The sequence below is a fragment of the Larkinella bovis genome (genome assembly GCF_042655385.1).
Classification (GTDB): domain Bacteria; phylum Bacteroidota; class Bacteroidia; order Cytophagales; family Spirosomataceae; genus Larkinella; species Larkinella bovis.
The window spans coordinates 1,663,042-1,685,211 of the sequence record NZ_JBHSMA010000001.1; the positions used below are offsets into that span (position 1 = coordinate 1,663,042).

The window sequence follows — 22,170 nt, forward strand, 5'->3', positions numbered from 1 at the left end:
CGATCCGGCGGTTTTACAACAAACCGTGCCGGACGGCATACTTGATGATCCCGATGGAGTTTTTCACCCCCAGTTTGCGGAGGATGTTGTGCCGGTGAGTTTCGACCGTCCCCGGACTGATGAACAGCTTATCGGCAATGGCGTTGGTCGAAAGCTCCTGCGCCACAAGCCGGATAATCTCGATTTCGCGGTCGGTCAGGGGGGCCAGAGGAGCCGGAGCTTCGTCCTGCGGGCGCACGGATGCGACCGGCAGCGCCACCAGTTGGGTCATAACCGATTCGGAGAAGTACTTTTCGCCCCGCGCGATGGTTTTCACGGCTTTTTCCAGTTCCGCTTTCCCGGCTTTTTTCATGACGTAACCCGAAATTCCGGCCCGGAACGCTTCCCGAATACTATCAGCCTCTTCTGAAACCGTCAGCATCAATACCCGGATGTTCGGAAAGTGTTGCCGGATTTTCAGGGTGAGGTTGATGCCGTCGAGGTGCGGCATGTTCATGTCCGACAGCAGGAGGTCGACGTCGTGCGTCTTCAGAAAATCGAGCACTTCGCGGCTATCATTCAGCGTACCCACCACCTCCACGCCCTCGATCCGGCTCAGTAGCAGTGCCAAACTGTCTAAAATTATTTCATGGTCATCGGTAAGCAGTACACGGATGGGGGTCATAGGCAACAAGGTAGGGTTTGTGGGGAAATCAAAGATACAGAGAAATTTAGGGATCGCAACGCTCCCGTTTGATGGAATAAAAGCCCGGTCGTACGCGCAATCTAATGATCCAATAACCCATCGGATGGAAGGTCTGGTAGCACCTCTTCCCCAAAAACAGGCGGTTTTACCGCCCGGCTGCGTTTATCCACGCACCGCACTCTCCGCTCTTACGGGTAAAAACAAAAACGCCCGGCTTCATCAACCGGGCGTTTCCTGCTCCAACGTAATCCGTCATCAATCCAATTCCGGCACCACCTTGTCGAGGTTGTAGAAGATGATGTCGTCCTTGCCGTCTTCGGTATCGTTGAGCATCATCCCGACGATGGCGTTCTTCTGAATCCGGCCCGCCAGAATCTCTTTGGAAAGGGCGTTCAGGATGCGTCGTTGCATCACCCGTTTCAGCGGACGAGCCCCGAACTGCGGATCGAACCCTTCTTCGGCCAGTTTGTCGAGCACCTCCTGATCGGCTTCGATCGTAATGCCCTGGTCGCTCAACCGATCCTGAATGTGCTTGAATTGCAGACCGACAATCTTGCGGATTTCGCGCTTGGTCAGCGGCTGGAACATCACCAGTTCGTCGATCCGGTTCAGGAACTCCGGACGCAGGGTTTGTTTCAGCAACTCGAACACTTCTTCTTTCGTGTCATCAATCACCTGGTCGCGGTTCCAGTCTTCAATTTTCGAAAACCGCTCCCGAATAATGTGGCTACCGATGTTCGAGGTCATGATGATGATCGTATTCTTGAAGTTTGCCACCCGGCCCTTGCTGTCGGTCAACCGCCCGTCGTCCAGCACCTGCAACAGGATATTGAAGACATCGGGGTGTGCTTTTTCAATCTCATCGAGCAGGATCACGCTGTACGGTTTCCGGCGCACGGCTTCCGTCAGTTGTCCGCCTTCGTCGTAGCCAACGTAGCCCGGAGGAGCCCCGATCAACCGGCTGACGGCATGGCGTTCCTGGAACTCCGACATGTCGATGCGGACCAGCGAATTCTCGTCATTGAACAGGTAATCGGCCAGTGCCTTGGCCAACTCGGTTTTCCCGACGCCCGTGGTTCCCAGGAAAATGAACGAACCGATGGGCCGTTTGGGGTCCTGCATTCCGGCGCGACTCCGGCGCACGGCATCGGCCACCACCTGAATGGCTTCTTCCTGTCCGGCAACGCGTTTGGCCAGTTCCTCCTCCAGATGCAGCAGTTTCTCCCGCTCCGACTCCATCATCCGGCTCACCGGAATACCGGTCCATTTGGCAACCACTTCCGCAATATCATCGGAGGTCACTTCTTCCTGTAACAGGCTTTGACCATCGTTTTCTTTCTTCACCAACTCATCCAGACGGCTTTGCATTTCGGGCAAACGACCGTAGCGAATCTCGGCTACCTTGCCGTAATCCCCCGAGCGTTCGGCCTGTTCGGCTTCCGACTTCAGCTGGTCGAGTTGTTCCTTTAGCGTCCGGACTTCGTTGACCGATTGCTTTTCAACTTCCCACCGGGCCTTCAGGCTGTTCCGTTGTTCGTTCAGGTCTTCGATCTGCCGATTCAGGGCACTTTCCTTATCCCGATCCGATTCCCGGCGAATGGCCTCCCGCTCGATTTCCAGTTGCATGATCCGGCGGTTCAATTCGTCCAGTTCTTCCGGTACGGAGTCAATTTCCAGCCGCATTTTGGCCGCAGCTTCGTCCATCAGGTCAATCGCTTTGTCGGGCAAAAACCGGTCGGAAATGTAGCGGTTCGACAGTTCTACGGCGGCAATCACCGCATCGTCCTTGATCCGAACCCCGTGGTGCAGCTCGTATTTTTCCTTAATCCCCCGGAGGATCGAAATGGCATCTTTCACATCGGGCTCATCCACCAGAACGGACTGGAACCGGCGTTCGAGAGCTTTGTCCTTCTCTATGTATTTCTGGTATTCCTTCAGCGTCGTGGCGCCGATGGCGTGGAGTTCGCCCCGGGCCAGCGCCGGTTTCAGCAGGTTGGCCGCGTCCATCGCCCCATCGCCCCCGCCGGCCCCCGCGCCGATCAGCGTGTGGATTTCGTCAATAAACAGGACGATTTCGCCCTCCGAATCCGTCACTTCCTTGATCACCGCCTTCAGCCGTTCTTCAAACTCGCCCTTGTATTTGGCCCCGGCCACCAGCAGCCCCATGTCGAGCGAAACGATGATCTTCGACTTCAGGTTTTCGGGCACGTCACCCTGTACAATCCGCTGCGCGAGTCCTTCCACAATGGCGGTTTTTCCGACGCCTGGTTCACCGATGAGCATCGGGTTGTTTTTCGTTCGGCGGCTCAGAATCTGCAGCACCCGCCGAATTTCTTCGTCCCGGCCAATAACGGGGTCAATTTTCCCCTTTTCGGCCAGTTCATTCAGGTTTTTACTATACCGCTCCAGCGAGCGGTATTTTGCTTCCGCATTTTGGTCTTTCACAGGATTATTTTTTCCGCGTAATTCTTTGATCGCTTCTTTCAGTACTTTTTCGGTAAAACCGACATCTTTCAACAGGTTCGCGACCGAGTCCTTGCCACTGGCCAGCCCGAGCAACATCAGCTCAATGCTCACATACTCATCGCCAAACTCTTTCAGCAAACCCGTAGCCCGTTGCAGAGCCGCGTTCAGATCGTTTCCGAGGTAAATATTGGGCGTTCCCTGTGCGCCCACCGAAACTTTAGGATAGGCATTCACAATGGCGTCGAGCGCCAATGTCAACCGGCTGGCATTTACCCCGGTTTTTTTCGACAGAAAACCCATCGTGTTCGGGTCTTCGTCCAGAATGGCTTTCAGCACGTGACCGGTTTCGACCGTCTGTTGCTGGTTGCCCTGCGCAATCTGGGCCGCCTGCTGGATGACCTCCTGCGCTTTAATGGTGTATGCGTTTAAATTCATGGTTGTGGGTTAAACAATGCGGTTATTGTATCCAGGCTACTTGCTGTTCGGTTTCTCCGTACCCAGTAACAAACAACAGGCCAGGGGCATTTTTCCAGACATTTTGGCGGAATCCGGGCCATACCGGGCTGCTTTCTTGCCATTTTGACATTGCAATTCTCAAAACATCGCACTGTTGGTTCGGCAATCCGGGGTGAATTTTTCCGCAATCTCCCCACTTCTGATGCTATGAATTGCGCGTTACAATTCCCAATTTTACAAGAGAGACTCTTCCGCCCGGTGTATGCATTTCAAAACCAGTTGTTTCGTTTGGATAGTTGCCTTGTGGGTAACAGGTTGTGGCAGGGACGATAACAAGCCGGATCCGCAGAATGAGTCCTGTCTGGTCAGCGAAGTGCCCGATTTCTATTTTGATTCAGGCTCTGTCACCATCAAATACGCGGAAAACAACCGGATTGCCACCATTTCTCAATCCGCTTTCAATGTCTTTGCGTTCACGTACGATGCCGAAGGCCGGATTTCCAAGTTTTCGGCCGGCATTTCCCTGGTAGAAAACCTGGGCGCGGAAGAGCATACCGTTTCATACGATGCCAGCGGCCGGATTGCGACGATCAAAGCGGTCGATGCGGGTCAAACCGTGACCGCTACCCTTTCCTACGACTCCCAAAACCGCATTACGAAAGTAGCCGTCGTTGATCCAACGGGTCGGCGGAATTATACCAAACGCATGGAATATGACGCTATTGGCAACGTCACGAAAGTCTATTATGCGGAAAATACTCAGGAAGAGAAGTTACAGGCTGAGTACACGTACGACACCAAAAAATCACCCTTTGCCAACCAGCCGGCTTTTCAGCTCATTCCGCTGATTTCGTCACTGGTGGATAAAAGTCATTACCTCAGCGTCAATAATCCGGTTCAGTACAAAGATCCAGGGTATGGCTATACGGCCGCCTATCAGTACTCGGGCGAACTCCCAACCGAAATTTCACTGCTCCTCCAGCGAACCGGCAATCCCGGCGTTGTCAACCGGGAGAAAGTGTTCAAGTATGTTTGCCAGTAATATAAGGCAGCGGGATTAGGACTTTTGGAAGTTTCTTCCGCATGTCCTGATCCCGTTTTTGCTTTCCTCAAATCGACGTGTACGAATAGGATTCGTTTTCGGGGTTCGGCTGTTCGTCCTCCCATCCGTAGGCTTCCGTTTCCATTTCGACACCGATATCGTCCAGCCTGCGTTGCAAAGGCCGGAACTTTTGGCGCGGAAGCCATTTTACCAGAACGCCCGCAACCGTCGTGGCCAGAATGGCCGCCGAGAGCGAAATAGCGGAATTTTTACCGGCCTGTTTGGTCGCAATACCGGCAAAACCGGCCACAAAGGGCAGTAGGTAATACGGATCATTTAGCCGCCGGGCCACGGCATAAGCCGCTCCGGCGGTCGCTCCCAATACCCCGATAAAGATGGGCGTATCCCGATGCGGGTCCGGTTTCCAGAGCTTCAGATTGAACAGCAGATTGGGCGTTCCGACCACCGAAGCGGTCGTTAGCCAGCCCGCATACAGGCTGAACGGGATTCGCAGGTATTTTTCCGGCCCTTTTACGCCGGTTTTGCCGATTTCAAGCTGCTGATACAGTCCGAGCGCAACCGGTAAACTGGCTTTCGTCACCAGATCGGAGCCAATCATGCTTTCCGTGCGCGGATCGGAGAAAAACCGCCCGAAGAGGGCATTCAGTCCATAACTCACCGCCAGCCAGGGCATCGCCCGCTCGTACCGCGGATTGTCTTGCTGCGACGGCAGCGCCTGGTGAATGGCATAGGCCGTTGTTCCGGCGTAAATTGTCGACCAGACAGCCCCGAAGGTCCAGCCATCCGGGACAATGGGGTTTTCGTCAAAAACGCGCTGGTATTCGGGCAAAACCTTCTCTTCCTCCGTACTGTCCGTTTGCGGGTTTCGCTTTCCCGGCGTTTTTTTCATTCGGGTAGCGGTGGCGGTAGACGTATAAATGATACTTCCAACAACCAGCACGGCGGTGCCAATGCGCCAGAACAGGGAATTTTTCATAGTCATCGAGGGATTTCGTGGAAAAGACACGGGGGTGCTCGGCTCCAGTGGCGGGTAAACGGCTAGTTCAACGACAGGTTGTCGAGCAGGGATTTTCCGGTAGACTGCGCTTTGCGTCGGAGTTGGGAGGTATCCTTGCGCCAGTTACGGTCCATCCCGCCAAAGGCCCACAGCAGAGTAGTAACTGCCACAAACCCGACCGCAAGGGCCGTTGTCAGAATCGCCTGCTGCTTCTCATCGAGTCCGTGTTCCCGTTTTGAGTCTTCCGGGCGCTCCATCTGCTTGCGAACCGAACCCGTCACGAGTTCATCGGGCAACACATGCGACATGGCGACCTGTGCTTTGTTCATCAAACCGGAAACGACCTTTTCCTTGCCTTTCATCAGGGCCTCATACCCGTCGCGGGCCACTTTAGCCGGATCGGTGTCCTGGGCCATCTGATGACTCCGCGTTCCTTCGGCCCCTGCCTTGGCGAAAAAGTCGGTATTGGTAGCGCCCGGCAACAGGGCCGTCACCGTCACCTGCGTGTCCTTCAACTCGTTCTGCAAGGCTTCCGTGAACGACAGAATGAAGGATTTGGTGGCGCCATAAACCGCCATCAGCGGGTTGGGCATGATGGAAACAATGGAGGCCAGCATCAACACCTTACCGTCGTTGCGCTGCACCATATCTTTCAGAAACAACTTGGTCAGATGAACCAGCGCGGTGGCATTGATCTGAATGATGCTCAATTCCTTATGCAGATCGGTTTCGTTGGCAAACAGGCCGTATTCGCCCATTCCCGCGTTATTGACGAGCACGTCCACCTGAATACCTCTCCGCCTGGTTTCGTCGTAAATGGCCTCCGGGGCTTTCGGATCGGCCAGATCCTTCGCGATCGGAGTCGCCTGGATGCCGAACTGCTGTCGGTACTCTTCGGCAATCTGGTTCAGGCTGTCGCTGCTGCGGGCGACGAGCACGAGGTTATACCCATCTTTTGCAAATAAATTGGCCAGTTCGCGCCCGATTCCACTGGTGGCACCCGTCACCAAAACCGTTTTTCCCGTTCGTGCTTCCATTGCGTATACGCTGGTTAGTCCATTGAAACGCAGGCAAAAACCGCCTGTTGTATGCTAACAACCGGCAACGGCAGATGTTGGAAAAAAATTTGTGAGTGGGAAAAGAGGAAGGGAAAGAAGGGAGGAGAGTCGAAAACGCATTTCCGTTTTCCTCCCTCCTGCCATTATTTAATCACAACCTTCACGTCAATTTGCTTCAGACGCGGTTTGGTGACCGCGGTTGTATCACCCGGTTTTATACCGGTTCCCAGCCCAATTGCATCGACCCGGATGAAATTGATTCCGGCCTGAACCAATTGGCTTTTGATCGCCTGCACGCGCGTCACCGACAGGGCCTTGTTGCCCATCGGCGGCACCGCATCGTTGGCATAACCCACCAGACGAATTTGCACCACCGGATTGTTTTTCAACAACGTAGCCAACTCCTGAACGGTGGCGGTTCCGGCCGGTTTTAGCCGATCGGTACCGGGCTCAAAATCCAGCGTCGGCATTCTGAAACTCCGACCCGCCGGAGCCATTGGATTGGCCAGGTAGGCCGCCAGGGCGGTTGTCGACGAAACCGTTGTCGTTGCGGCAGAATCGGTTTTTGCCGCAACGGCCAGGCGGGCTTTTGCCGAGTCCGTCGGTGCCGTTGCGGTTGAATCCACAAACTCCGTGGAAAAAGCCTGTTCTTCGTTCGCCGAGGAGTAGGTCTGCGTGTTGTTCCAGATATAATACCCGGCGCCGGTCAGGGCGACCACGACCAGTGCGCCAACGCCCCATTTCACCAGCGAACCGTTGCCTTCGTCCTCCGGTTCCGGAATATACCGCTGGCGCTCCGGAACGGGCGACCGGTCCGTCAGGCTGGACCGCTTGGCGGGCGTTACGCCCACGGCCAGCAATTGCTGAATGTTTAAGCCTTCGGCAATGCGATCGAGCAGTTTTTCGGGCGTTCCTTCAATCAGGTGGTCGCGCTGGTCGGCCAGCAAAGCCGCGAGTCCATCCGCATCCAGCTTCTTTTCCGAAACCAGCTTGTTGAGTGTTCCCAACACCAGAGGAGTAACCAGCCCGAGCAGGGTGATGGCCGCCGAATTTTTAATATTGGCGTAACCGGAAATGGCCAAGCCAATGGCACTTTTCATAGCCGGCAATAAATGACTGATGCTGTTGCTTCCCGTTTCGGCCAGCCGATGGATTTGTTCCGGATCCCGCAATAGTTCAGGAAATGTCACGACCAGATTGCCGTCAAACTTTCCTTTCTGAATAGAATTATATAATTGATTGACCCCGATTTCGGTCGTAGTCCGTTTCATCAGCCCGGCTACGACCGTATGAAGAAGCCCTTCCAGGGCAATCCGGGTTTTATCCGGATTTTCATCGACATAATAGGCCGCACGGGAAACCACTGTATCGGTTAAGCTTTCTTTCAGTTCAGCTAATAAATTCATAAAGTCACTATTGCATGAATCTTACACATCAACACCTTCACCCCATCCGTAAACCCGAAGCTGACGAATACTATATAAATGATAAAGTTAGACAAAAAAAAGAATTGAGACGCGAGAACTAAAATTCAGGGGTAAATTTTAGACAAAGAAAAGATGTGGGAAGACAAAAGTGAGAGAAAAGCAGTAATAAATAGGAAAAAAGAAATTTACAGCGAGGCACGTTTCATTTTTTCTTTCCTGCTTTTCTCCCCATCTGGTTTATGCGCCCTGAAACTGGCGAAGGAAGCGAACGTCATTCTCGGTATAAAGCCGCAGGTCGTTTACCCCGTAGCGGAGCTGGGTGATGCGCTCAACCCCCATTCCGAACGCATACCCCGTATATTCTTCCGGGTCGACCCCGCAGTTGCGCAACACGTTCGGATCGACCATGCCCGAGCCGGCAATTTCGACCCAACCGCTGTATTTGCAGATATTACACCCTTTTCCGTGGCAAATCTGACAGGAAATATCAATCTCGGCGCTGGGTTCGGTAAACGGAAAATAGGACGGACGGAAACGAATTTTCACGTCCTTGGCAAACATCTCCTTTACGAAGTGATACAGCGTATCTTTCAGGTCTTTGAACCCGACGTTTTTATCCACGTACAAGCCCTCGACCTGGTGGAACATGCAGTGCGCCCGGGCTGAAATGGCTTCGTTGCGGTAAACCCGCCCCGGCATTATGGCGCGAATGGGCCGGAAAACCGTGTTATGTTTCTGATGTTCCATCAGGCGGATCTGCACATTCGAGGTGTGCGTCCGGAGTAGCAAATCGGCCGGTGCACCTTCGCTCTGCTTTTCCACGAAAAACGTGTCCTGCATATCGCGGGCCGGGTGATTGTCGGGGAAGTTCAGGGCACCGAAATTATACCAGTCGCTCTCGATTTCGGGGCCGTCGGCTACGCTAAAACCGATTCGTCCGAAAATGCGGATGATCTGCTGGCGAACAATATTGAGCGGGTGCTGCGTCCCATACAGGTTCGGAATCACCGGCAATGTCAGATCAACGGGGGCATCCACCGCTTCGGTCTGGCTGTTTTCCAACGAAGTGCTGGCCTCTTTAAAGCGTTGCTGGGCAAAATCTTTCAGTGTATTCAACTCCTGCCCCACCGCCCGGCGGTTTTCCTGCGGCACCTGTTTCAACTGTTCGAACAGATCCGTTATGACGCCTTTCCGCCCGATGTACCGCAGTCGGAACTGTTCCAACTCCTCTTTGGATTGAATCTGGCCTTGTTCAATCTCCTGATATATTTCTTTAACTCTATCCAGCATATACAAATCGTATTCAATCCGGTTCTGGCAAAGATAACCAAAAATCTCGGCTCCATTAAAAAAGCCAATCGGCCGGTCGCTGAAAGTCCCGGTACGGTTGTTGGGCATTGAAATGACAACAGGTAACTGGGGAAAACGGCTGAAACATCCATTTATTCAGAGGTAACCTGTTCATAATCAGTACGAATCCATTGTTACACTCTCTTACTCGATCTATTATGGAATCAATCCTGAAAGAAAATCTTTTCGACCAAGTGTCCACAAAATTCCCCAAAAGTGTGGAAAAAAAGTCCACCTCCTCAATTGCTCAGAAACTGCTCATCCCCTTTTACGACCGGAAACGCACCATCTCGCTGGAAGAAATTGTCCGGCTGGAAGGCTCAGGAAATTACACGAATTTTTTTCTCAAAGATGGCACCCGGATGCTGGTGTCCCGCACCTTAAAAGAATACGAGGAACTGCTGGAAGGCGAAGCCTTTGTCCGGGTTCATAAATCCTGCATCGTAAACCTTGGTTACGTCCGCCGGTTTTACGTTAAGAAAGAAGGCGAACTGGAACTGAATGATGGTCAGCAAGTGAAAATCTCACGCCGTCGGGCCCAAAACTTCGTGGACCGGATCCGGAACTTCCTGCCGAAACTGTAATGGCTTTTTCACCCATTTTGTAACCGTTTTTTGCCCGTAATGTGACGTGAAGTATACGTACGCAAGTGATACGTAGAAATACGTAATCGGTCAAGGAGATTTACGGAAACTATTTTTGCAATTACCAGCATAAAGGCTTGATATTTAGCCGTTTACCCCGAAAGGACAACCGCTAAATATCAAGCCTTCTTTCTTAGGGAACGGCGAATTAAAGTAGTTTTGTCATGTCAGTAACAACAAGGCAGAAACATAAACTTTAATCGCACATCACTATGGAAACGTTAGTATTCCCCTCTTCTTCGACATTACAGCCGTTGTTTCCCCGGATGCACCAGCGCAACGCCAACCGAATCGCGCTGCCCTATCTGAATCGCAACATCATGATCTCGGTCGATGACGTAGTTAGTCTGCACGGCGAAGGGAACTATACGTTCATTACGACGCGCGACAAAAAACGTTACCTGGTTTCCAAAACGCTGAAAGCGTTCGAACACATGCTGGATCAGTCGATGTTCCTGCGGATTCACAAATCGACGATCATTAACCTGGCGTATGTTCAGTTCAGCGTTTTTGCGACGGAGCGGATCGTTCGCCTGACCGACGGCCAGGAAGTGACCATCTCCCGGCGCCGGATGAAAGAAATCAATCAACGGTTGAACTATTTTATGCAATCGCTCTTTAACTGATTGCCTGTCATACACTACTTATACGGTTTATTTTGGGTTAGTTGAGCAGAACAGCCGTTGTCGGCTCCCTCGGGACGTGACGACGGCATGTTTTTTTTATCAGGCTCAGAACCCAAAACCGGCCGTTAGCTGCCAGAGAGCCGCTTTCGTCGTGAACCGGTCATCGTTGCTGGGTGTTTTAATCCCGATCCGGGATAAATCCGACAGATTGCCTTCGTACCGTACATCCAGGTCAAAACCGCCCACCGTCAGGCCGGCTCCGGCCTGATACCCAAAAACTGCCTTTTTAAACGTCTCGTCCAGGGATTGCGTCGTGTATTGCCTGAAGGACTCTTTCAGGTTCTTATCCTCCGAAATCGTCAGCGACAGGATGGGCCCGGCATTCAGTCGCAACGGCCCCAGCTTGAAGCCGACCAAAACCGGCACGTCGAAGGTCGTGAACGTGACGTTCACCGTCTGCGTTGCCAAACCGGTTTGCACCAGATCAAATTTTCCGCCTTTCGACGACACGAGCAGTTCGGGCTGCAGAAACAACTTCCGGCCAAACCGGAAAAAGGCGCCCCCGACGATCCCCGTCGTTCGGTCGTCGTTGTTCCGAAAAAAATCGTACACAATGGCGCCCCCGGATGTAACCGGCACCCCGCCCGCCGTCAGCCGGGGCGTTTTCAGCTCAAGCGTTTTCAGTTGGGAGAAGTTCGCCCCGATTTTAAGCCCAAACGTCAGAAATTTACCGCCCCCGAACTGGGCGTGCGAAAGCGCAGGCAAAAAGAGCAGAATCCATAGAAACCGTTTCATTAGCGTTGCGTTTGAAGGTGAAAGACCGGGAGTAAGTTAGCAGAAAGCCCCCGTTTTTTTTCCATCGACTGAGCAAACGGCAACCGCAGCGATCATCATAAAAAATCCCTCCGGTTTTCCTGTCTGGAAACCGGAGGGATTTTTAACCCGTTATGAATGCCGCCTTAGAATAACCGCATGGCCAGCGTCACCTGCCAGGACTTCAGCCGCTGGCTGAATTTATCCGATTTGCCATCCGTGCCGAGGTTGACCGCCGACACGTCTGATAACCCGCCTTCCCGCCGGACATCAATGCCAAACCGCCCCAGATCCAGCCCCACACCCAGTTGATATCCGTAGGTTGCTTTGGCCAGGGCGTTATTCAGACTGCCGGAAGTATAGTCCCGTAAGGCATCCCGCATGCTCTGATCATCGCTGATCCGGAAGGAAACAATCGGTCCGGCAACGACCCGGATCGGCCCCCCTTTCAGGCCGAGCAAAATTGGTACATCAAAATTGGTCGTTTTGATGGAAACCGTCTCGGTTGAGGACTGCCCGTTGATGTCGCGCACAATCTCGAAAGAACCCGTTTTGGAGGACACCAGCAGCTCCGGCTGGATATAAATATTTTTACCGAACCGGGTGTAAATCCCGTAGGCCCAGCCGGTCTTGCTGTCGAAACTTTCTTTTAGATTATCCCGAACCACCTGCCCGCTGACATTGACCTGGGGGGTGCCGTTGGCATTCAGGCGGGTCGTCACGAAGTCGCCCATCGAAAATTTCGACAGGTTCACCCCACCCTTGATACCAATACTGAATTGGGCGTACGTCAGGCCGGGGAGCATCATCACCAGACCCAAAAACAGGATTTTTTTCATTTGAAGAGAAGTTTGAATGAATAACGGGAATGAGAACGAATGTGCTATGCCAAACCGGTTTTTTTTAGTATATTGTTCATTTACCAGCGCATGACGTACCGTGCAGCGACGCGTTTCCGGGAAGACCCGCAACGGACGACTTACCCCTATCCGGTCAATGCACCCTGCTTAGAAGCGCGATTGTAACCAAAGGTTTAATGGCAAAAACAAAAACAACTTATTTCTGTCAGAATTGTGGCCACCAGGCCCCCAAATGGCTGGGTCGCTGCCCGGCTTGCGGTGAATGGAATACCTTCGTCGAAGAAGTCATCGTGAAAGAAGAACCCGTGGCCGGTAACTGGCGTCCGGCATCGGCGACCAAAACCGCAGCCAAACCCAAAGCCATTCACGCCATCCAGTACGAAGCCCAGGAGCGGGTCGTCACGCCCGATACGGAGCTAAACCGGGTGCTGGGCGGGGGCATCGTGCCGGGCTCCCTGGTGCTGATTGGGGGCGAACCCGGCATTGGCAAATCCACCCTCTTGCTCCAGATTGCGCTGGGGCTGAAAGATATGCGGGTTTTGTACGTCACGGGTGAGGAAAGCGAACAGCAGATCAAGATGCGGGCCGAACGACTGCCTGCTCCGATCAGCGAGTGTTACATCATGGCCGAAACCTCCACGCAGAACATTTTCCGAACGGTGGAACATTTTGAGCCCGAAATCCTGATCATCGACTCCATCCAGACCATGCATTCGTCGCTGGTGGAATCGGGTGCGGGCAGTGTTTCGCAGGTGCGCGAATGCACGGCGGAATTTATGAAATACGCCAAAGAGAGCGGGGTTCCGGTTTTTATTGTCGGTCATATTACGAAAGACGGTTCGCTGGCCGGCCCCAAAGTGCTCGAGCACATGGTCGATACGGTGCTGACTTTTGAGGGCGATCGGCACACCACCTACCGGATTCTGCGAACGACCAAAAACCGCTTCGGCAGTACGTCCGAACTGGGTATCTACGAGATGCAGGGCACCGGTTTGCGGCAGGTTACCAACCCATCGGAAATTCTGATTTCGCAGCGCGACGAGGCTCTCAGCGGTATTTCCATTGGCTCCATGCTGGAGGGAAACCGGCCCTTACTGATTGAAATTCAGGCGCTGGTCAGCGTCGCCAATTATGGAACTCCGCAACGCAGCAGCACGGGTTTCGATGCCAAACGCCTGCAGATGTTACTGGCGGTCCTTGAAAAAAGGGGCGGTTTTCGGCTGGGTCAGCAGGACGTTTTCCTCAACGTGGCGGGTGGCCTGAAAGTGGAAGATCCGGCCATCGATTTATCGGTTTGTGCGGCCATTGTGTCGAGCTACGAAGACATTGCCATTCCGTCGTCGGTGGCCTTTGCGGCCGAAGTGGGCCTGGGGGGCGAAGTGCGGGCGGTTCACCGCGTCGACTCCCGGATTTCGGAGGCCGAAAAACTAGGCTTCAAGCAGATCTTTATTTCGAAATACAACACCAAAGGGCTGGATCTGGATGCCTACAAAATCAAAATCCGTCCCGTCAGCAAACTGGATGAAGTCTTTCAGGGCGTTCTGATGTAACCCGACTAAAACGGCTACCTGGTTAAAAGGCGGGGTGGTTTAAAGGGTTGGAGGCTGGCGGGCCATCTAACCCATAAAGCCAGCCTGCCCTGTACGCCAATCCACCTTCTAACCATCTAAACCATCCGGTAATTATTGTTTACTTTTGCCACGGTTTACTAAATTCTTACCAATGAAACGTATAAAATATCTTCTACTGATGGCCGGTTTATGGGCTTTCAGCACCCTCCCATCGGTTGCCCAGCGCAATCCGGAAGACAAAGCCGGCTGGAAACTGGGTTCACAGTCGTACTCCTTTCGCCTGTTTACGTTCGCCGAAGCAATTCGCAAAATTGACAGTTGCGGCCTGAAATATGTCGAAGCGTTCCCGGGCCAAACCCTTGGTGGCGGCATCGAAGGCAAAATGGATTTCAAAATGGACGCAGCAACCCGGCAGGCCGTCAAGAAGCTACTGAAAGACAAAGGCTTAACGCTTGTGGCGTTCGGGGTTGTGAACGCACCCAGCGAAGGAGACTGGAAAGCCCTCTTTGAATTTGCCAAGGACATGGGCATCCGGAACATCAATACGGAGCCGAAGGTGGAACAGATCCCGTATATCGCCCGGCTGGCCGACGAATACAAAATCAATGTCGCCCTGCACAACCACCCGAAACCGTCGCATTACTGGCACCCGGATTCGGTCCTGGCCGTAATCGGTACCAGCAAATATGTCGGTTCCTGCGCCGACATCGGTCACTGGGTCCGCTCCGGTCTGGACCCGGTCGATTGCCTGAAGAAACTCCAAGGTCACATCCTGGGCATGCACTTCAAGGACGTGAAGAAAGATACGCCCGATGGCAAATACCACGACGTAATCTGGGGAACCGGCGATTGCAAAGTCGATGCGGTGATTGCCGAATTGAAACGCCAGAAGTTCAAAGGCCCGATTTCGGTGGAATATGAATACCACTGGGAGAACAACGGCCCTGAAATTGCCGAGAGTGTCAAATACTTCCGAAGTGCCTACAACAAAGTACAGTAAAAACTGAAAAGGCCCCGGTCGAATGATCGGGGCCTTTTTTCAGGTGTGGAAATGCCGGAGTATCAGCGCAGTGATATGGAACGCTCAGCCTGTACCGGTTTTTTGGTTTGCAGGTTAACTTCTTTCACAATTTTAGAAGCCCCGTCGCTTACCACTACTTTATAGCTACCGTCCTGCAAATCGCTCAGATCGAAGCGAGTGCGGGTCGTCGTTTCGTTTTTGCCCAGACGTTGTGTGGCCAGAATCGTGCCGTTAGTGTCGATCAGTAACACATCGAGGGCTGTGCCTTTTTCTTTGGCAACCATTACATTTACTTTAGCCGCTTCGGCCGAAGGATACATGCCAACCTGGTAGGTAGCGGCTTTTTTTTCTTTGTCAGCGTTAGCAAACGTTACAGTAGACGCGCTGACAGCCAGCGCAACGAGTACGGATGAAATGAATGTTTTCATGGTGTGTTTAAAGTTGTTCTGATTTGTTGTTGTGTTTGTCGTGATTGACGATTCAAAGATAGCAGCCCTTTTCAGCAGCAAACGAGGGATAGTACGCCAGTGGTCAAAGGGCCTGGCCGAACGGTTTGTACTCTTGATGAGCAATTAAACGGTAACTAGTAAAAAATCTTTCCCAACTAACAGATTATCACACATTTATACAAAAGCAAATTTTACAGTTTCAATGTTTTACCTGAATTCAGTGCGTCCTCACGGCAGCAGCACCAAAGGGAATGAAACTAAATTCAAAGAAGGCAGAATAAAATTCTAAAATGACAGAATCCCTATCGCTTTACCGGACTCCAACGGTTTTTGAATCATTTCCGGCGCTGGTAGCGGCAGAAAGCACCCGCCACGGCGGTGTCAGTCCGTTTCCGTTTACTTCATTAAATGTGGGGATCAATACCGACGACCTTCCCGAACACGTGGAAGAAAACCGACGGCGCTTTTTTTCCAGCCTCCGCATTGACCCGGCACGGGTGGCCTCGTCATACCAGGTGCATGGCGACCGGATTCTGACGGTTACCAACCCGGGGCGGTTTGACGGTTTTGATGCCCTGATAACCAACCGGCCCGATCAGTTTCTGACGGTGACGGTGGCCGATTGTACGCCCATTTTGCTTTACGATAGCGGCCAACAGGCGGTAGCCGCCATTCATGCGGGCTGGCGCGGCACCGTCGCCCGGATTGTGGAAAAAACCGTACGGGCCATGCAGGCCGAATTTGGCACCCGGCCCGCCGACTGCTTTGCCTACGTGGGAACGTGTATTGATGAATGTTCATTTGAAGTAGGGCCCGAAGTGGCCGACCAGTTTGGCGATGCCGATAAACGATTTGACGCCGGTCGTCAGAAGTACTTCATCAATTTAAAAACCGCCAACGCGGCCCAACTGGCCGCTGCCGGGATTCCAGGCCACCAGATCGGCGTTTCCCCCTATTCGACGGTTTTGCACAATCAGGATTATTTTTCGTACCGCATCGAGAACGGCAAGACAGGCCGCATGCTGGCCCTGATCGGTATTCGCTCCCCCGGCACAGCCAGGTAACCAAACCGTTTATCTGCCCGCCTTTCCGCCGGTCCGTCCGGCCAAAACAAAGCAGCCCTTTCCGGGTTCTACTGCTAGTACTCCAAAACTAGCAAGACATGGAACTCTTGATGACAATTCTCGTGGGTGCCATCGCCGGGTGGCTGGCCGATATTGTGTTTAAACGCTTTTCGTTTTCCCTGTTTATGGAAATCCTGCTGGGAATTGCCGGGGCCTTCGTCGGCGGCTGGATTTTTGGCAACACCTTTGCGACAGGTGCGGGGGGATTGCTCGACCGGATTCTAACGGCTTTTGTGGGGGCGGTTCTTATTCTGGGCCTTGCGGCTCTGATCAAAGGCTCCCGAAAAACCACTTGATCGGGGTCAGTTCAGGACGAACTCAACCTCTTTAAACGCAAAAGTGCGTAACCGGTCTCCTACCTGAATGGCCAGTCGACCGGTTTCTTCCACACCGATAATGGTCCCCCAAAAGCGTTCGCCATCGGCGATAAACTCGTTTTCTTCCTGGTAACGGAATAATTTCTGCAAGTAATTCGTTTTCAAAACATCGCGTTGACCGGCCCTGAGGGCAAGATACCGCCGTTCGAGCGACTCTAAAAGAGCCGGAAAAAGATCGGACAGAACAAAATCGTGGTCATTTGGTGTTTCATTGCTAAGTGAGGTTGCGGTTGGTGTTTGAAAGCGGGTCTGATTAATATTTAAACCAATTCCGACGATTGACCAGGCCAGTGAATACCCATACAGCGTGTTTTCGATCAGAATACCCCCAATTTTACGTTCCTGAACATAAAGATCGTTCGGCCATTTGATTTTCAGTCGGTCACCGACCTGGGTGGATAACCAGTCGCTAATGCCCAGCGAAACCGCAATGTTGAGCCAGAACTGCTCATTGGCCTGCAGAAACGAGGGTTGCAGAATGACCGAGAAGGTAAAATTTTGACCCGGTTGTGCCTCCCATTGATTGCCACGCTGGCCCCGGCCCGCCGTTTGATGTTCCGTATAGACGACCGTTCCATCCAGCGCGTTGTCGGTGGCAATGAGGTTGGCGGCAACGTCGTTAGTAGACTGACAAGATGGCAGATAATTAATTTTTTGACCAAGAAATAAGGTTTTGGGTCGAAACTTGTACAAAATTTTAATACATTTAGTTGGATGAATGCCGAATTATGGTACAAAACCTAGATTTGTAGCCTGTACCCGCTGATTTCGGCCCGTTGCAATTTAAACCAGTAGCATGAGAATTAACAAATCGAAAGAGTTATCATCCGAAGAATTGTGCAAACTTGTCGTGAAGGGGATGCAGGAGAAAAAAGCCGTTGACATTGTTGTCATGGACCTTCGCGACGTTAAGAACGCCATTTCTGACTATTTTGTCATCTGTTCCGGAAATTCCGATACGCAGATCGACGCCATTGCCGACTCCGTAGAGGAGGAAGTATTCAAAGCCAGCCAAAGCAATCCCTGGCACGAAGAAGGCAAAATGAATCGGGAGTGGATTTTACTTGATTATGTGGACGTTGTGGTCCATATCTTCAAAAAAGATCGCCGGGTTTTTTATGACCTCGAGCAACTTTGGGGAGATGCCGAAATCCACACGGTGGAGGAAACATTTGCCTGAGCATTGAAACGGAAGCTGGTCAGTCAACCCGGCTGACCCGGAAACTGGCAATTGAACGAGTGTTTATCCGCTCATACGACCACCTAACCCGGCTCCTCTCCGTTTGTCGAAACTCTAACCCAACAGAAACAATCCATTTGTAATTGGTGTTTCCTTTTTTGTCTATTAAGCCGTAATTCTATTGCCAAAATGCCTGATAATAATAGAAATCCACTTTCATCCAGAACGCCCCGACGGCCAAACTTCCAGGGCTGGATTGTAGCGATCCTGATTGCAGCGATCCTCGGGATAACCTTTTTCAACCGCAGTAGTGCCGTTCGCGAGACGACCATCCGCGGGTTTGAAAAAATGGTTAAAAATAAGGAAGTTGAAAAAGTTGTCATTGTCAATAACGACGACGTTGAAATAACCCTGACGCAGCAGGCATTACAACAAAAATACCGTACGCAGTTTCAGGATAAATCCTACTTCAATTCCGAGTCCGGTCCGCATTTTCACTTCCGGGTTTCCTCGGCTGAATCGTTTAAAAAGGATTTGGACCGGATTCAGGAAGGCGTTCCGGATAACGAGAGAATTGACTATAAAATTGAACAACGCAGCGACTGGACCGGTTTTCTGTCCACCTGGGGTTTCTTCATTGTCATGATTCTCGCCATGTACTTTCTGCTCGGCCGGATGTCGGGCGGAGCCGGTCCGGGAGGCCAGATTTTCAACATTGGTAAATCCAAAGCCGCTCTTTTCGACGCCGAAAACCGGGTCAAGATCACGTTTAACGATGTAGCCGGTCTGGACGAAGCCAAGGAGGAAATCAAGGAAATCGTTGATTACCTGAAAAATCCAACGAAGTTCACCAAACTCGGGGCAAAAATCCCGAAAGGTGCCCTGCTGGTCGGCCCTCCGGGTACGGGTAAAACCCTGCTGGCAAAAGCCGTTGCGGGAGAAGCCGGCGTCCCGTTCTTCTCGCTGTCGGGTTCCGACTTTGTGGAAATGTTTGTGGGTGTAGGGGCTGCGCGCGTTCGTGACCTCTTCAAACAAGCCAAAGAAAAAGCACCCTGTATCATCTTTATCGATGAAATCGACGCCGTCGGCCGCTCACGGGGCCGTGGTTCGATGCCCGGTGCCAACGACGAACGGGAGAATACCCTGAATTCATTGCTGGTCGAAATGGACGGTTTTGCCACCGACTCCGGTATTATTATTCTGGCCGCTACCAACCGCCCGGATGTACTGGATTCGGCGCTGCTGCGCCCCGGCCGGTTCGACCGTCAGATCAGCATTGACAAACCGGATATTGTGGGTCGGGAAGCCATTTTCCGGGTTCACCTGAAACCGATCAAACTGGCGCTCGATGTGGATCCGAAAGAACTGGCGGCCCAAACGCCCGGTTTTGCCGGGGCCGATATTGCCAACGTCTGTAACGAAGCCGCCCTGATTGCCGCCCGTCGGAACAAGGAATCGGTCGATATGCAGGACTTCCAGTACGCGATGGACCGCGTAATTGGTGGTTTGGAGAAGAAAAACAAGCTCATTTCGCCGGAAGAAAAAGAAATCGTGGCCTACCACGAAGCGGGTCATGCCGTTACGGGCTGGTTCCTCGAACATGCCGACCCGCTGGTCAAAGTAACGATCGTACCGCGCGGGGTGGCAGCTCTGGGGTACGCCCAATACCTGCCCCGGGAACAGTATCTGTACCGGACGGAGCAACTGCTTGACGAAATGTGCATGACGCTGGGTGGCCGGGCGGCCGAAGAAAATGTATTCGGCAAGATTTCGACCGGTGCCCTGAGTGATCTCGAACGGATTACCAAACTGGCCTACAGCATGGTTACGATGTACGGCATGAACGACAAGATTGGTAACGTGTCGTTCTACGACTCGAAACAGAGCGAATACCAGTTCAACAAACCGTATTCGGAAGCCACCGCGGAAGCCATCGACGATGAAGTTCGGAAGATCATCGAGGCCGCCTACAGCCGGACCCGGGATCTGCTGGAGAAAAACCGGGAAGGACTGGAAGCCGTAGCCAAAGAGTTGCTCGAAAAGGAAATTCTGTTCCAGAAAGACCTCGTCCGGATTCTTGGCAAACGTCCGTTCCAGAAAGAAACGACGTACCAGGCCTACAAAAATTCCGGCGAGGTGGTTGAGGAAGAAATTGGCCCCGAAAGCAAACCGGAGCAAACCAAACCACTGCCGACGCCGGATTTACCGGCCCTGTCGTAAAGTGGACTATCTTTATCAAAAAAGCCGACACTGTGTCGGCTTTTTTGATTTTAAGCTGCGTCCATCCATTTATTGCCGAAAGCGATACCCCGAAACATCAAACGTATGATTGGTCGGCCCAAAATAGACCAGTCTCAGCGTACTTGTTGCCGGTTTTCCATTTACCTTTTCGGAATAATATTCTTTTTTGGATTGCACCAGCAATTCGTTGGGCCCCAGCGACGAAGAGAAATTGATGCTGTGTGCGTCGGGTAGTTTGGCCTCCAGCGCGATTTCGTTGAATAGATAAAGCGGATACGAGTTGAAAGGGACCTCGGCCACCCACAACCATTCGGTATCGTTTCGGCCCAGGCTGGCCTGGTACTCGGTGGCCGTTAAACCGTACTGGCTCCCCTCCCGCCCGGTAGGACGGTATCGTTTCTGAAAACGACTGTGGCAGGCTTCCGCCCGGTTGGCTGCGTAGTACGATTTTCCGACGCTATAGCGCATGATCACCTTGCCTTCGTACTTGTCGGCGACGTAAACCCGGTACGTCCCATCCGGCTCGCCGGTGACAAACGTATACCCCCCCACGACGCCCGGGAAACTCAGATTGGCCAGTTTCCGATCGAAGCCAAATTGACCGGTTTTGGAATTTAACAACACCTGATACCGTACCACAGAGCCGTTATAATCCGTTTGCTCGTAGGCGAGTATCCGGTCAAAAACCAGTTTTTCGGCCGGTGCTGCTGTTTTTTTGGTGACCATTGCCAACGGCGACTGTGCCCACACTGGTTGCTCCCCGCTCGCTAAACCCATCCAACCCACCAGGCCAACCAAGGCAATAAACCGTTTTTTCATAATCCCGCAGTGTACAAGTTTATAAGTAAAAGTGTTCGATTTTGAGAATGCAATATGCGAGTTTCGGAGGTAATGAAGCAATATATTACCTTTGTATTCCTGAAAAAAGTTTCATGCATTCCACCGACCGACTCCCTCTCCCGCCCAATCGCGCCGTCTACTTTGCCTCCGATTTTCATTTAGGTATGCCCAATCCCGCCAGCAGCCGCGAACGGGAACGCCGGGTGATCCGTTGGCTCGACGCCGTTAAAAACGACGCGGAGGCCATCTTTCTGGTCGGCGATGTCTTTGATTTCTGGTTTGAATACCGGCAGGTCATTCCGAAAGGCTTCAGCCGCTTACAGGGAAAATTAGCGGAGCTGGCAGATTTCGGTTTGAAAATAGTCCTCTTTGCCGGCAACCACGACATGTGGATGGCGGATTATTTCACCGAAGAGATGGGGATTCCGGTTTACCGATTACCGCGTACGTACGAAATTGGCAGCAAACGATTTCTCATTGGTCACGGTGACGGTTTGGGGCCGGGCGATTTCACCTATAAACAACTCAAAAAACTTTTCGAAAACCGCCCGGCCCGCTGGCTGTTTCGCTGGCTCCATCCCGACATTGGCGTCTGGTTTGGCAACCAATGGTCCCAGCAGCGGAAGGCGTCGGAACAATATAAACCGGAGGAATTCAAGGGGGAGGAAAACGAATGGATTTTCCAGTACTGCCGGGAAGTCGAAGCCCACCAGCACCACGATTATTACATTTTCGGACATCGGCATCTGCCGCTGGATTTGAAAGTGTCCGAAAACAGTCGCTACATCAACCTGGGCGAATGGATGAACCACACTACCTACGCCCGGTTTGATGGCCAGACAACCCAGTTACTGACGTTTGAGGGGTAAAAGTTCGTTTTCAGTAGACGGCTTACAGTGGCTGATCAGGATTTGAAATCCTG

21 protein-coding genes are annotated in these 22,170 nt (G+C 52.4%); 10 read left to right on the plus strand and 11 right to left on the minus strand.

Annotation, left to right across the window (positions count from 1 at the left end; genetic code table 11):
- Window positions 1-13: 13 nt before the first annotated feature.
- Complete coding sequence (locus ACFPMF_RS06885; protein WP_379842529.1) at window positions 14-664, minus strand: response regulator; 651 nt, start codon at window positions 662-664, stop codon at window positions 14-16.
- A 276-nt stretch (window positions 665-940) separates the two neighbouring features.
- The gene (gene clpB / locus ACFPMF_RS06890; RefSeq protein WP_379842532.1) at window positions 941-3,586 is read right to left on the minus strand and encodes an ATP-dependent chaperone ClpB; all 2,646 of its coding nucleotides are present in this window, start codon (window positions 3,584-3,586) and stop codon (window positions 941-943) included.
- A 283-nt stretch (window positions 3,587-3,869) separates the two neighbouring features.
- Here clpB and ACFPMF_RS06895 point away from each other — a divergent pair, with 283 nt between their 5' ends.
- Window positions 3,870-4,649 carry an RHS repeat domain-containing protein gene (locus tag ACFPMF_RS06895; protein WP_379842535.1) on the plus strand — a complete coding sequence of 260 codons (780 nt, stop codon included), beginning with the start codon at window positions 3,870-3,872 and terminating at the stop codon, window positions 4,647-4,649.
- A 67-nt stretch (window positions 4,650-4,716) separates the two neighbouring features.
- Here ACFPMF_RS06895 and ACFPMF_RS06900 read toward each other — a convergent pair whose 3' ends face one another.
- The 4 genes from ACFPMF_RS06900 to pheS form a co-directional block, all read right to left on the minus strand.
- Window positions 4,717-5,646 (minus strand): tryptophan-rich sensory protein, encoded by a 930-nt coding sequence (locus ACFPMF_RS06900; RefSeq protein ID WP_379842537.1) that lies wholly within the window; start codon window positions 5,644-5,646, stop codon window positions 4,717-4,719.
- 62 nt (window positions 5,647-5,708) lie between these two features.
- Complete coding sequence (locus tag ACFPMF_RS06905; RefSeq protein ID WP_379842540.1) at window positions 5,709-6,704, minus strand: SDR family NAD(P)-dependent oxidoreductase; 996 nt, start codon at window positions 6,702-6,704, stop codon at window positions 5,709-5,711.
- Between the two features lie 164 nt (window positions 6,705-6,868).
- On the minus strand, window positions 6,869-8,131 hold the full coding sequence (locus ACFPMF_RS06910) for a DUF937 domain-containing protein (protein ID WP_379842542.1): 1,263 nt from the start codon (window positions 8,129-8,131) through the stop codon (window positions 6,869-6,871).
- 258 nt (window positions 8,132-8,389) lie between these two features.
- On the minus strand, window positions 8,390-9,442 hold the full coding sequence (gene pheS, locus ACFPMF_RS06915; RefSeq protein ID WP_379842544.1) for a phenylalanine--tRNA ligase subunit alpha: 1,053 nt from the start codon (window positions 9,440-9,442) through the stop codon (window positions 8,390-8,392).
- A gap of 218 nt (window positions 9,443-9,660) precedes the next feature.
- On the opposite strand from pheS, the gene ACFPMF_RS06920 reads away from it, so the two are divergent.
- Both ACFPMF_RS06920 and ACFPMF_RS06925 read left to right on the plus strand, forming a co-directional pair.
- Window positions 9,661-10,086: a LytR/AlgR family response regulator transcription factor gene (locus tag ACFPMF_RS06920; RefSeq protein ID WP_379842547.1), complete on the plus strand. Its 426-nt coding sequence runs from the start codon at window positions 9,661-9,663 to the stop codon at window positions 10,084-10,086.
- A 272-nt stretch (window positions 10,087-10,358) separates the two neighbouring features.
- On the plus strand, window positions 10,359-10,772 hold the full coding sequence (locus ACFPMF_RS06925; RefSeq protein ID WP_379842550.1) for a LytR/AlgR family response regulator transcription factor: 414 nt from the start codon (window positions 10,359-10,361) through the stop codon (window positions 10,770-10,772).
- 105 nt (window positions 10,773-10,877) lie between these two features.
- On the opposite strand, the gene ACFPMF_RS06930 is transcribed toward ACFPMF_RS06925, so the two are convergent.
- Window positions 10,878-11,567, minus strand: a complete 690-nt coding sequence (locus tag ACFPMF_RS06930) for a porin family protein (protein WP_379842553.1) — start codon at window positions 11,565-11,567, stop codon at window positions 10,878-10,880.
- Between the two features lie 164 nt (window positions 11,568-11,731).
- Window positions 11,732-12,424 (minus strand): porin family protein, encoded by a 693-nt coding sequence (locus tag ACFPMF_RS06935; RefSeq protein WP_379842556.1) that lies wholly within the window; start codon window positions 12,422-12,424, stop codon window positions 11,732-11,734.
- Between the two features lie 197 nt (window positions 12,425-12,621).
- Between ACFPMF_RS06935 and radA the strand changes: the two genes are divergently transcribed.
- Together radA and ACFPMF_RS06945 are read left to right on the plus strand one after the other, a co-directional pair.
- Window positions 12,622-13,995: a DNA repair protein RadA gene (radA, locus tag ACFPMF_RS06940; RefSeq protein ID WP_379842558.1), complete on the plus strand. Its 1,374-nt coding sequence runs from the start codon at window positions 12,622-12,624 to the stop codon at window positions 13,993-13,995.
- A gap of 172 nt (window positions 13,996-14,167) precedes the next feature.
- Window positions 14,168-15,016, plus strand: a complete 849-nt coding sequence (locus tag ACFPMF_RS06945; protein WP_379842561.1) for a sugar phosphate isomerase/epimerase family protein — start codon at window positions 14,168-14,170, stop codon at window positions 15,014-15,016.
- Between the two features lie 62 nt (window positions 15,017-15,078).
- On the opposite strand, the gene ACFPMF_RS06950 is transcribed toward ACFPMF_RS06945, so the two are convergent.
- Window positions 15,079-15,465 (minus strand): T9SS type A sorting domain-containing protein, encoded by a 387-nt coding sequence (locus ACFPMF_RS06950; protein WP_379842563.1) that lies wholly within the window; start codon window positions 15,463-15,465, stop codon window positions 15,079-15,081.
- A gap of 311 nt (window positions 15,466-15,776) precedes the next feature.
- Here ACFPMF_RS06950 and pgeF point away from each other — a divergent pair, with 311 nt between their 5' ends.
- Together pgeF and ACFPMF_RS06960 are read left to right on the plus strand one after the other, a co-directional pair.
- The gene (pgeF, locus tag ACFPMF_RS06955) at window positions 15,777-16,550 is read left to right on the plus strand and encodes a peptidoglycan editing factor PgeF (protein ID WP_379842566.1); all 774 of its coding nucleotides are present in this window, start codon (window positions 15,777-15,779) and stop codon (window positions 16,548-16,550) included.
- A gap of 98 nt (window positions 16,551-16,648) precedes the next feature.
- Entirely contained in the window at window positions 16,649-16,906 is a 258-nt protein-coding gene (locus ACFPMF_RS06960; protein WP_379842569.1) for a GlsB/YeaQ/YmgE family stress response membrane protein, read from the plus strand.
- A gap of 6 nt (window positions 16,907-16,912) precedes the next feature.
- Here ACFPMF_RS06960 and ACFPMF_RS06965 read toward each other — a convergent pair whose 3' ends face one another.
- Window positions 16,913-17,680: a biotin--[acetyl-CoA-carboxylase] ligase gene (locus ACFPMF_RS06965; RefSeq protein WP_379842571.1), complete on the minus strand. Its 768-nt coding sequence runs from the start codon at window positions 17,678-17,680 to the stop codon at window positions 16,913-16,915.
- Window positions 17,681-17,783: 103 nt separating this feature from the next.
- Between ACFPMF_RS06965 and rsfS the strand changes: the two genes are divergently transcribed.
- Window positions 17,784-18,167, plus strand: coding sequence for a ribosome silencing factor (gene rsfS, locus ACFPMF_RS06970; protein ID WP_379842574.1), 384 nt, complete (start codon window positions 17,784-17,786; stop codon window positions 18,165-18,167).
- A 189-nt stretch (window positions 18,168-18,356) separates the two neighbouring features.
- Entirely contained in the window at window positions 18,357-20,387 is a 2,031-nt protein-coding gene (ftsH, locus tag ACFPMF_RS06975; RefSeq protein ID WP_379842576.1) for an ATP-dependent zinc metalloprotease FtsH, read from the plus strand.
- Window positions 20,388-20,456: 69 nt separating this feature from the next.
- On the opposite strand, the gene ACFPMF_RS06980 is transcribed toward ftsH, so the two are convergent.
- Window positions 20,457-21,227 (minus strand): hypothetical protein, encoded by a 771-nt coding sequence (locus ACFPMF_RS06980; protein WP_379842579.1) that lies wholly within the window; start codon window positions 21,225-21,227, stop codon window positions 20,457-20,459.
- Window positions 21,228-21,340: 113 nt separating this feature from the next.
- Between ACFPMF_RS06980 and ACFPMF_RS06985 the strand changes: the two genes are divergently transcribed.
- On the plus strand, window positions 21,341-22,117 hold the full coding sequence (locus ACFPMF_RS06985; RefSeq protein ID WP_379842581.1) for a UDP-2,3-diacylglucosamine diphosphatase: 777 nt from the start codon (window positions 21,341-21,343) through the stop codon (window positions 22,115-22,117).
- The last annotated feature ends 53 nt before the right edge of the window (window positions 22,118-22,170 follow it).

Excerpts from the sequence above, each read along its gene's own strand:
- ACFPMF_RS06895 (WP_379842535.1), top strand. The coding sequence starts at position 3,870 with ATGCATTTCAAAACCAGTTGTTTCGTTTGGATAGTTGCCTTGTGGGTA.
- pgeF (WP_379842566.1), top strand. The coding sequence starts at position 15,777 with ATGACAGAATCCCTATCGCTTTACCGGACTCCAACGGTTTTTGAATCA.
- ACFPMF_RS06985 (WP_379842581.1), top strand. The coding sequence starts at position 21,341 with ATGCATTCCACCGACCGACTCCCTCTCCCGCCCAATCGCGCCGTCTAC.
- clpB (WP_379842532.1), bottom strand. The coding sequence starts at position 3,586 with ATGAATTTAAACGCATACACCATTAAAGCGCAGGAGGTCATCCAGCAG.
- ACFPMF_RS06920 (WP_379842547.1), top strand. The coding sequence starts at position 9,661 with ATGGAATCAATCCTGAAAGAAAATCTTTTCGACCAAGTGTCCACAAAA.
- ACFPMF_RS06980 (WP_379842579.1), bottom strand. The coding sequence starts at position 21,227 with ATGAAAAAACGGTTTATTGCCTTGGTTGGCCTGGTGGGTTGGATGGGT.
- radA (WP_379842558.1), top strand. The coding sequence starts at position 12,622 with ATGGCAAAAACAAAAACAACTTATTTCTGTCAGAATTGTGGCCACCAG.
- ACFPMF_RS06900 (WP_379842537.1), bottom strand. The coding sequence starts at position 5,646 with ATGAAAAATTCCCTGTTCTGGCGCATTGGCACCGCCGTGCTGGTTGTT.
- ftsH (WP_379842576.1), top strand. The coding sequence starts at position 18,357 with ATGCCTGATAATAATAGAAATCCACTTTCATCCAGAACGCCCCGACGG.
- ACFPMF_RS06930 (WP_379842553.1), bottom strand. The coding sequence starts at position 11,567 with ATGAAACGGTTTCTATGGATTCTGCTCTTTTTGCCTGCGCTTTCGCAC.
- ACFPMF_RS06910 (WP_379842542.1), bottom strand. The coding sequence starts at position 8,131 with ATGAATTTATTAGCTGAACTGAAAGAAAGCTTAACCGATACAGTGGTT.
- ACFPMF_RS06885 (WP_379842529.1), bottom strand. The coding sequence starts at position 664 with ATGACCCCCATCCGTGTACTGCTTACCGATGACCATGAAATAATTTTA.
- rsfS (WP_379842574.1), top strand. The coding sequence starts at position 17,784 with ATGAGAATTAACAAATCGAAAGAGTTATCATCCGAAGAATTGTGCAAA.
- ACFPMF_RS06925 (WP_379842550.1), top strand. The coding sequence starts at position 10,359 with ATGGAAACGTTAGTATTCCCCTCTTCTTCGACATTACAGCCGTTGTTT.
- ACFPMF_RS06905 (WP_379842540.1), bottom strand. The coding sequence starts at position 6,704 with ATGGAAGCACGAACGGGAAAAACGGTTTTGGTGACGGGTGCCACCAGT.
- ACFPMF_RS06935 (WP_379842556.1), bottom strand. The coding sequence starts at position 12,424 with ATGAAAAAAATCCTGTTTTTGGGTCTGGTGATGATGCTCCCCGGCCTG.
- ACFPMF_RS06950 (WP_379842563.1), bottom strand. The coding sequence starts at position 15,465 with ATGAAAACATTCATTTCATCCGTACTCGTTGCGCTGGCTGTCAGCGCG.
- ACFPMF_RS06945 (WP_379842561.1), top strand. The coding sequence starts at position 14,168 with ATGAAACGTATAAAATATCTTCTACTGATGGCCGGTTTATGGGCTTTC.
- pheS (WP_379842544.1), bottom strand. The coding sequence starts at position 9,442 with ATGCTGGATAGAGTTAAAGAAATATATCAGGAGATTGAACAAGGCCAG.
- ACFPMF_RS06960 (WP_379842569.1), top strand. The coding sequence starts at position 16,649 with ATGGAACTCTTGATGACAATTCTCGTGGGTGCCATCGCCGGGTGGCTG.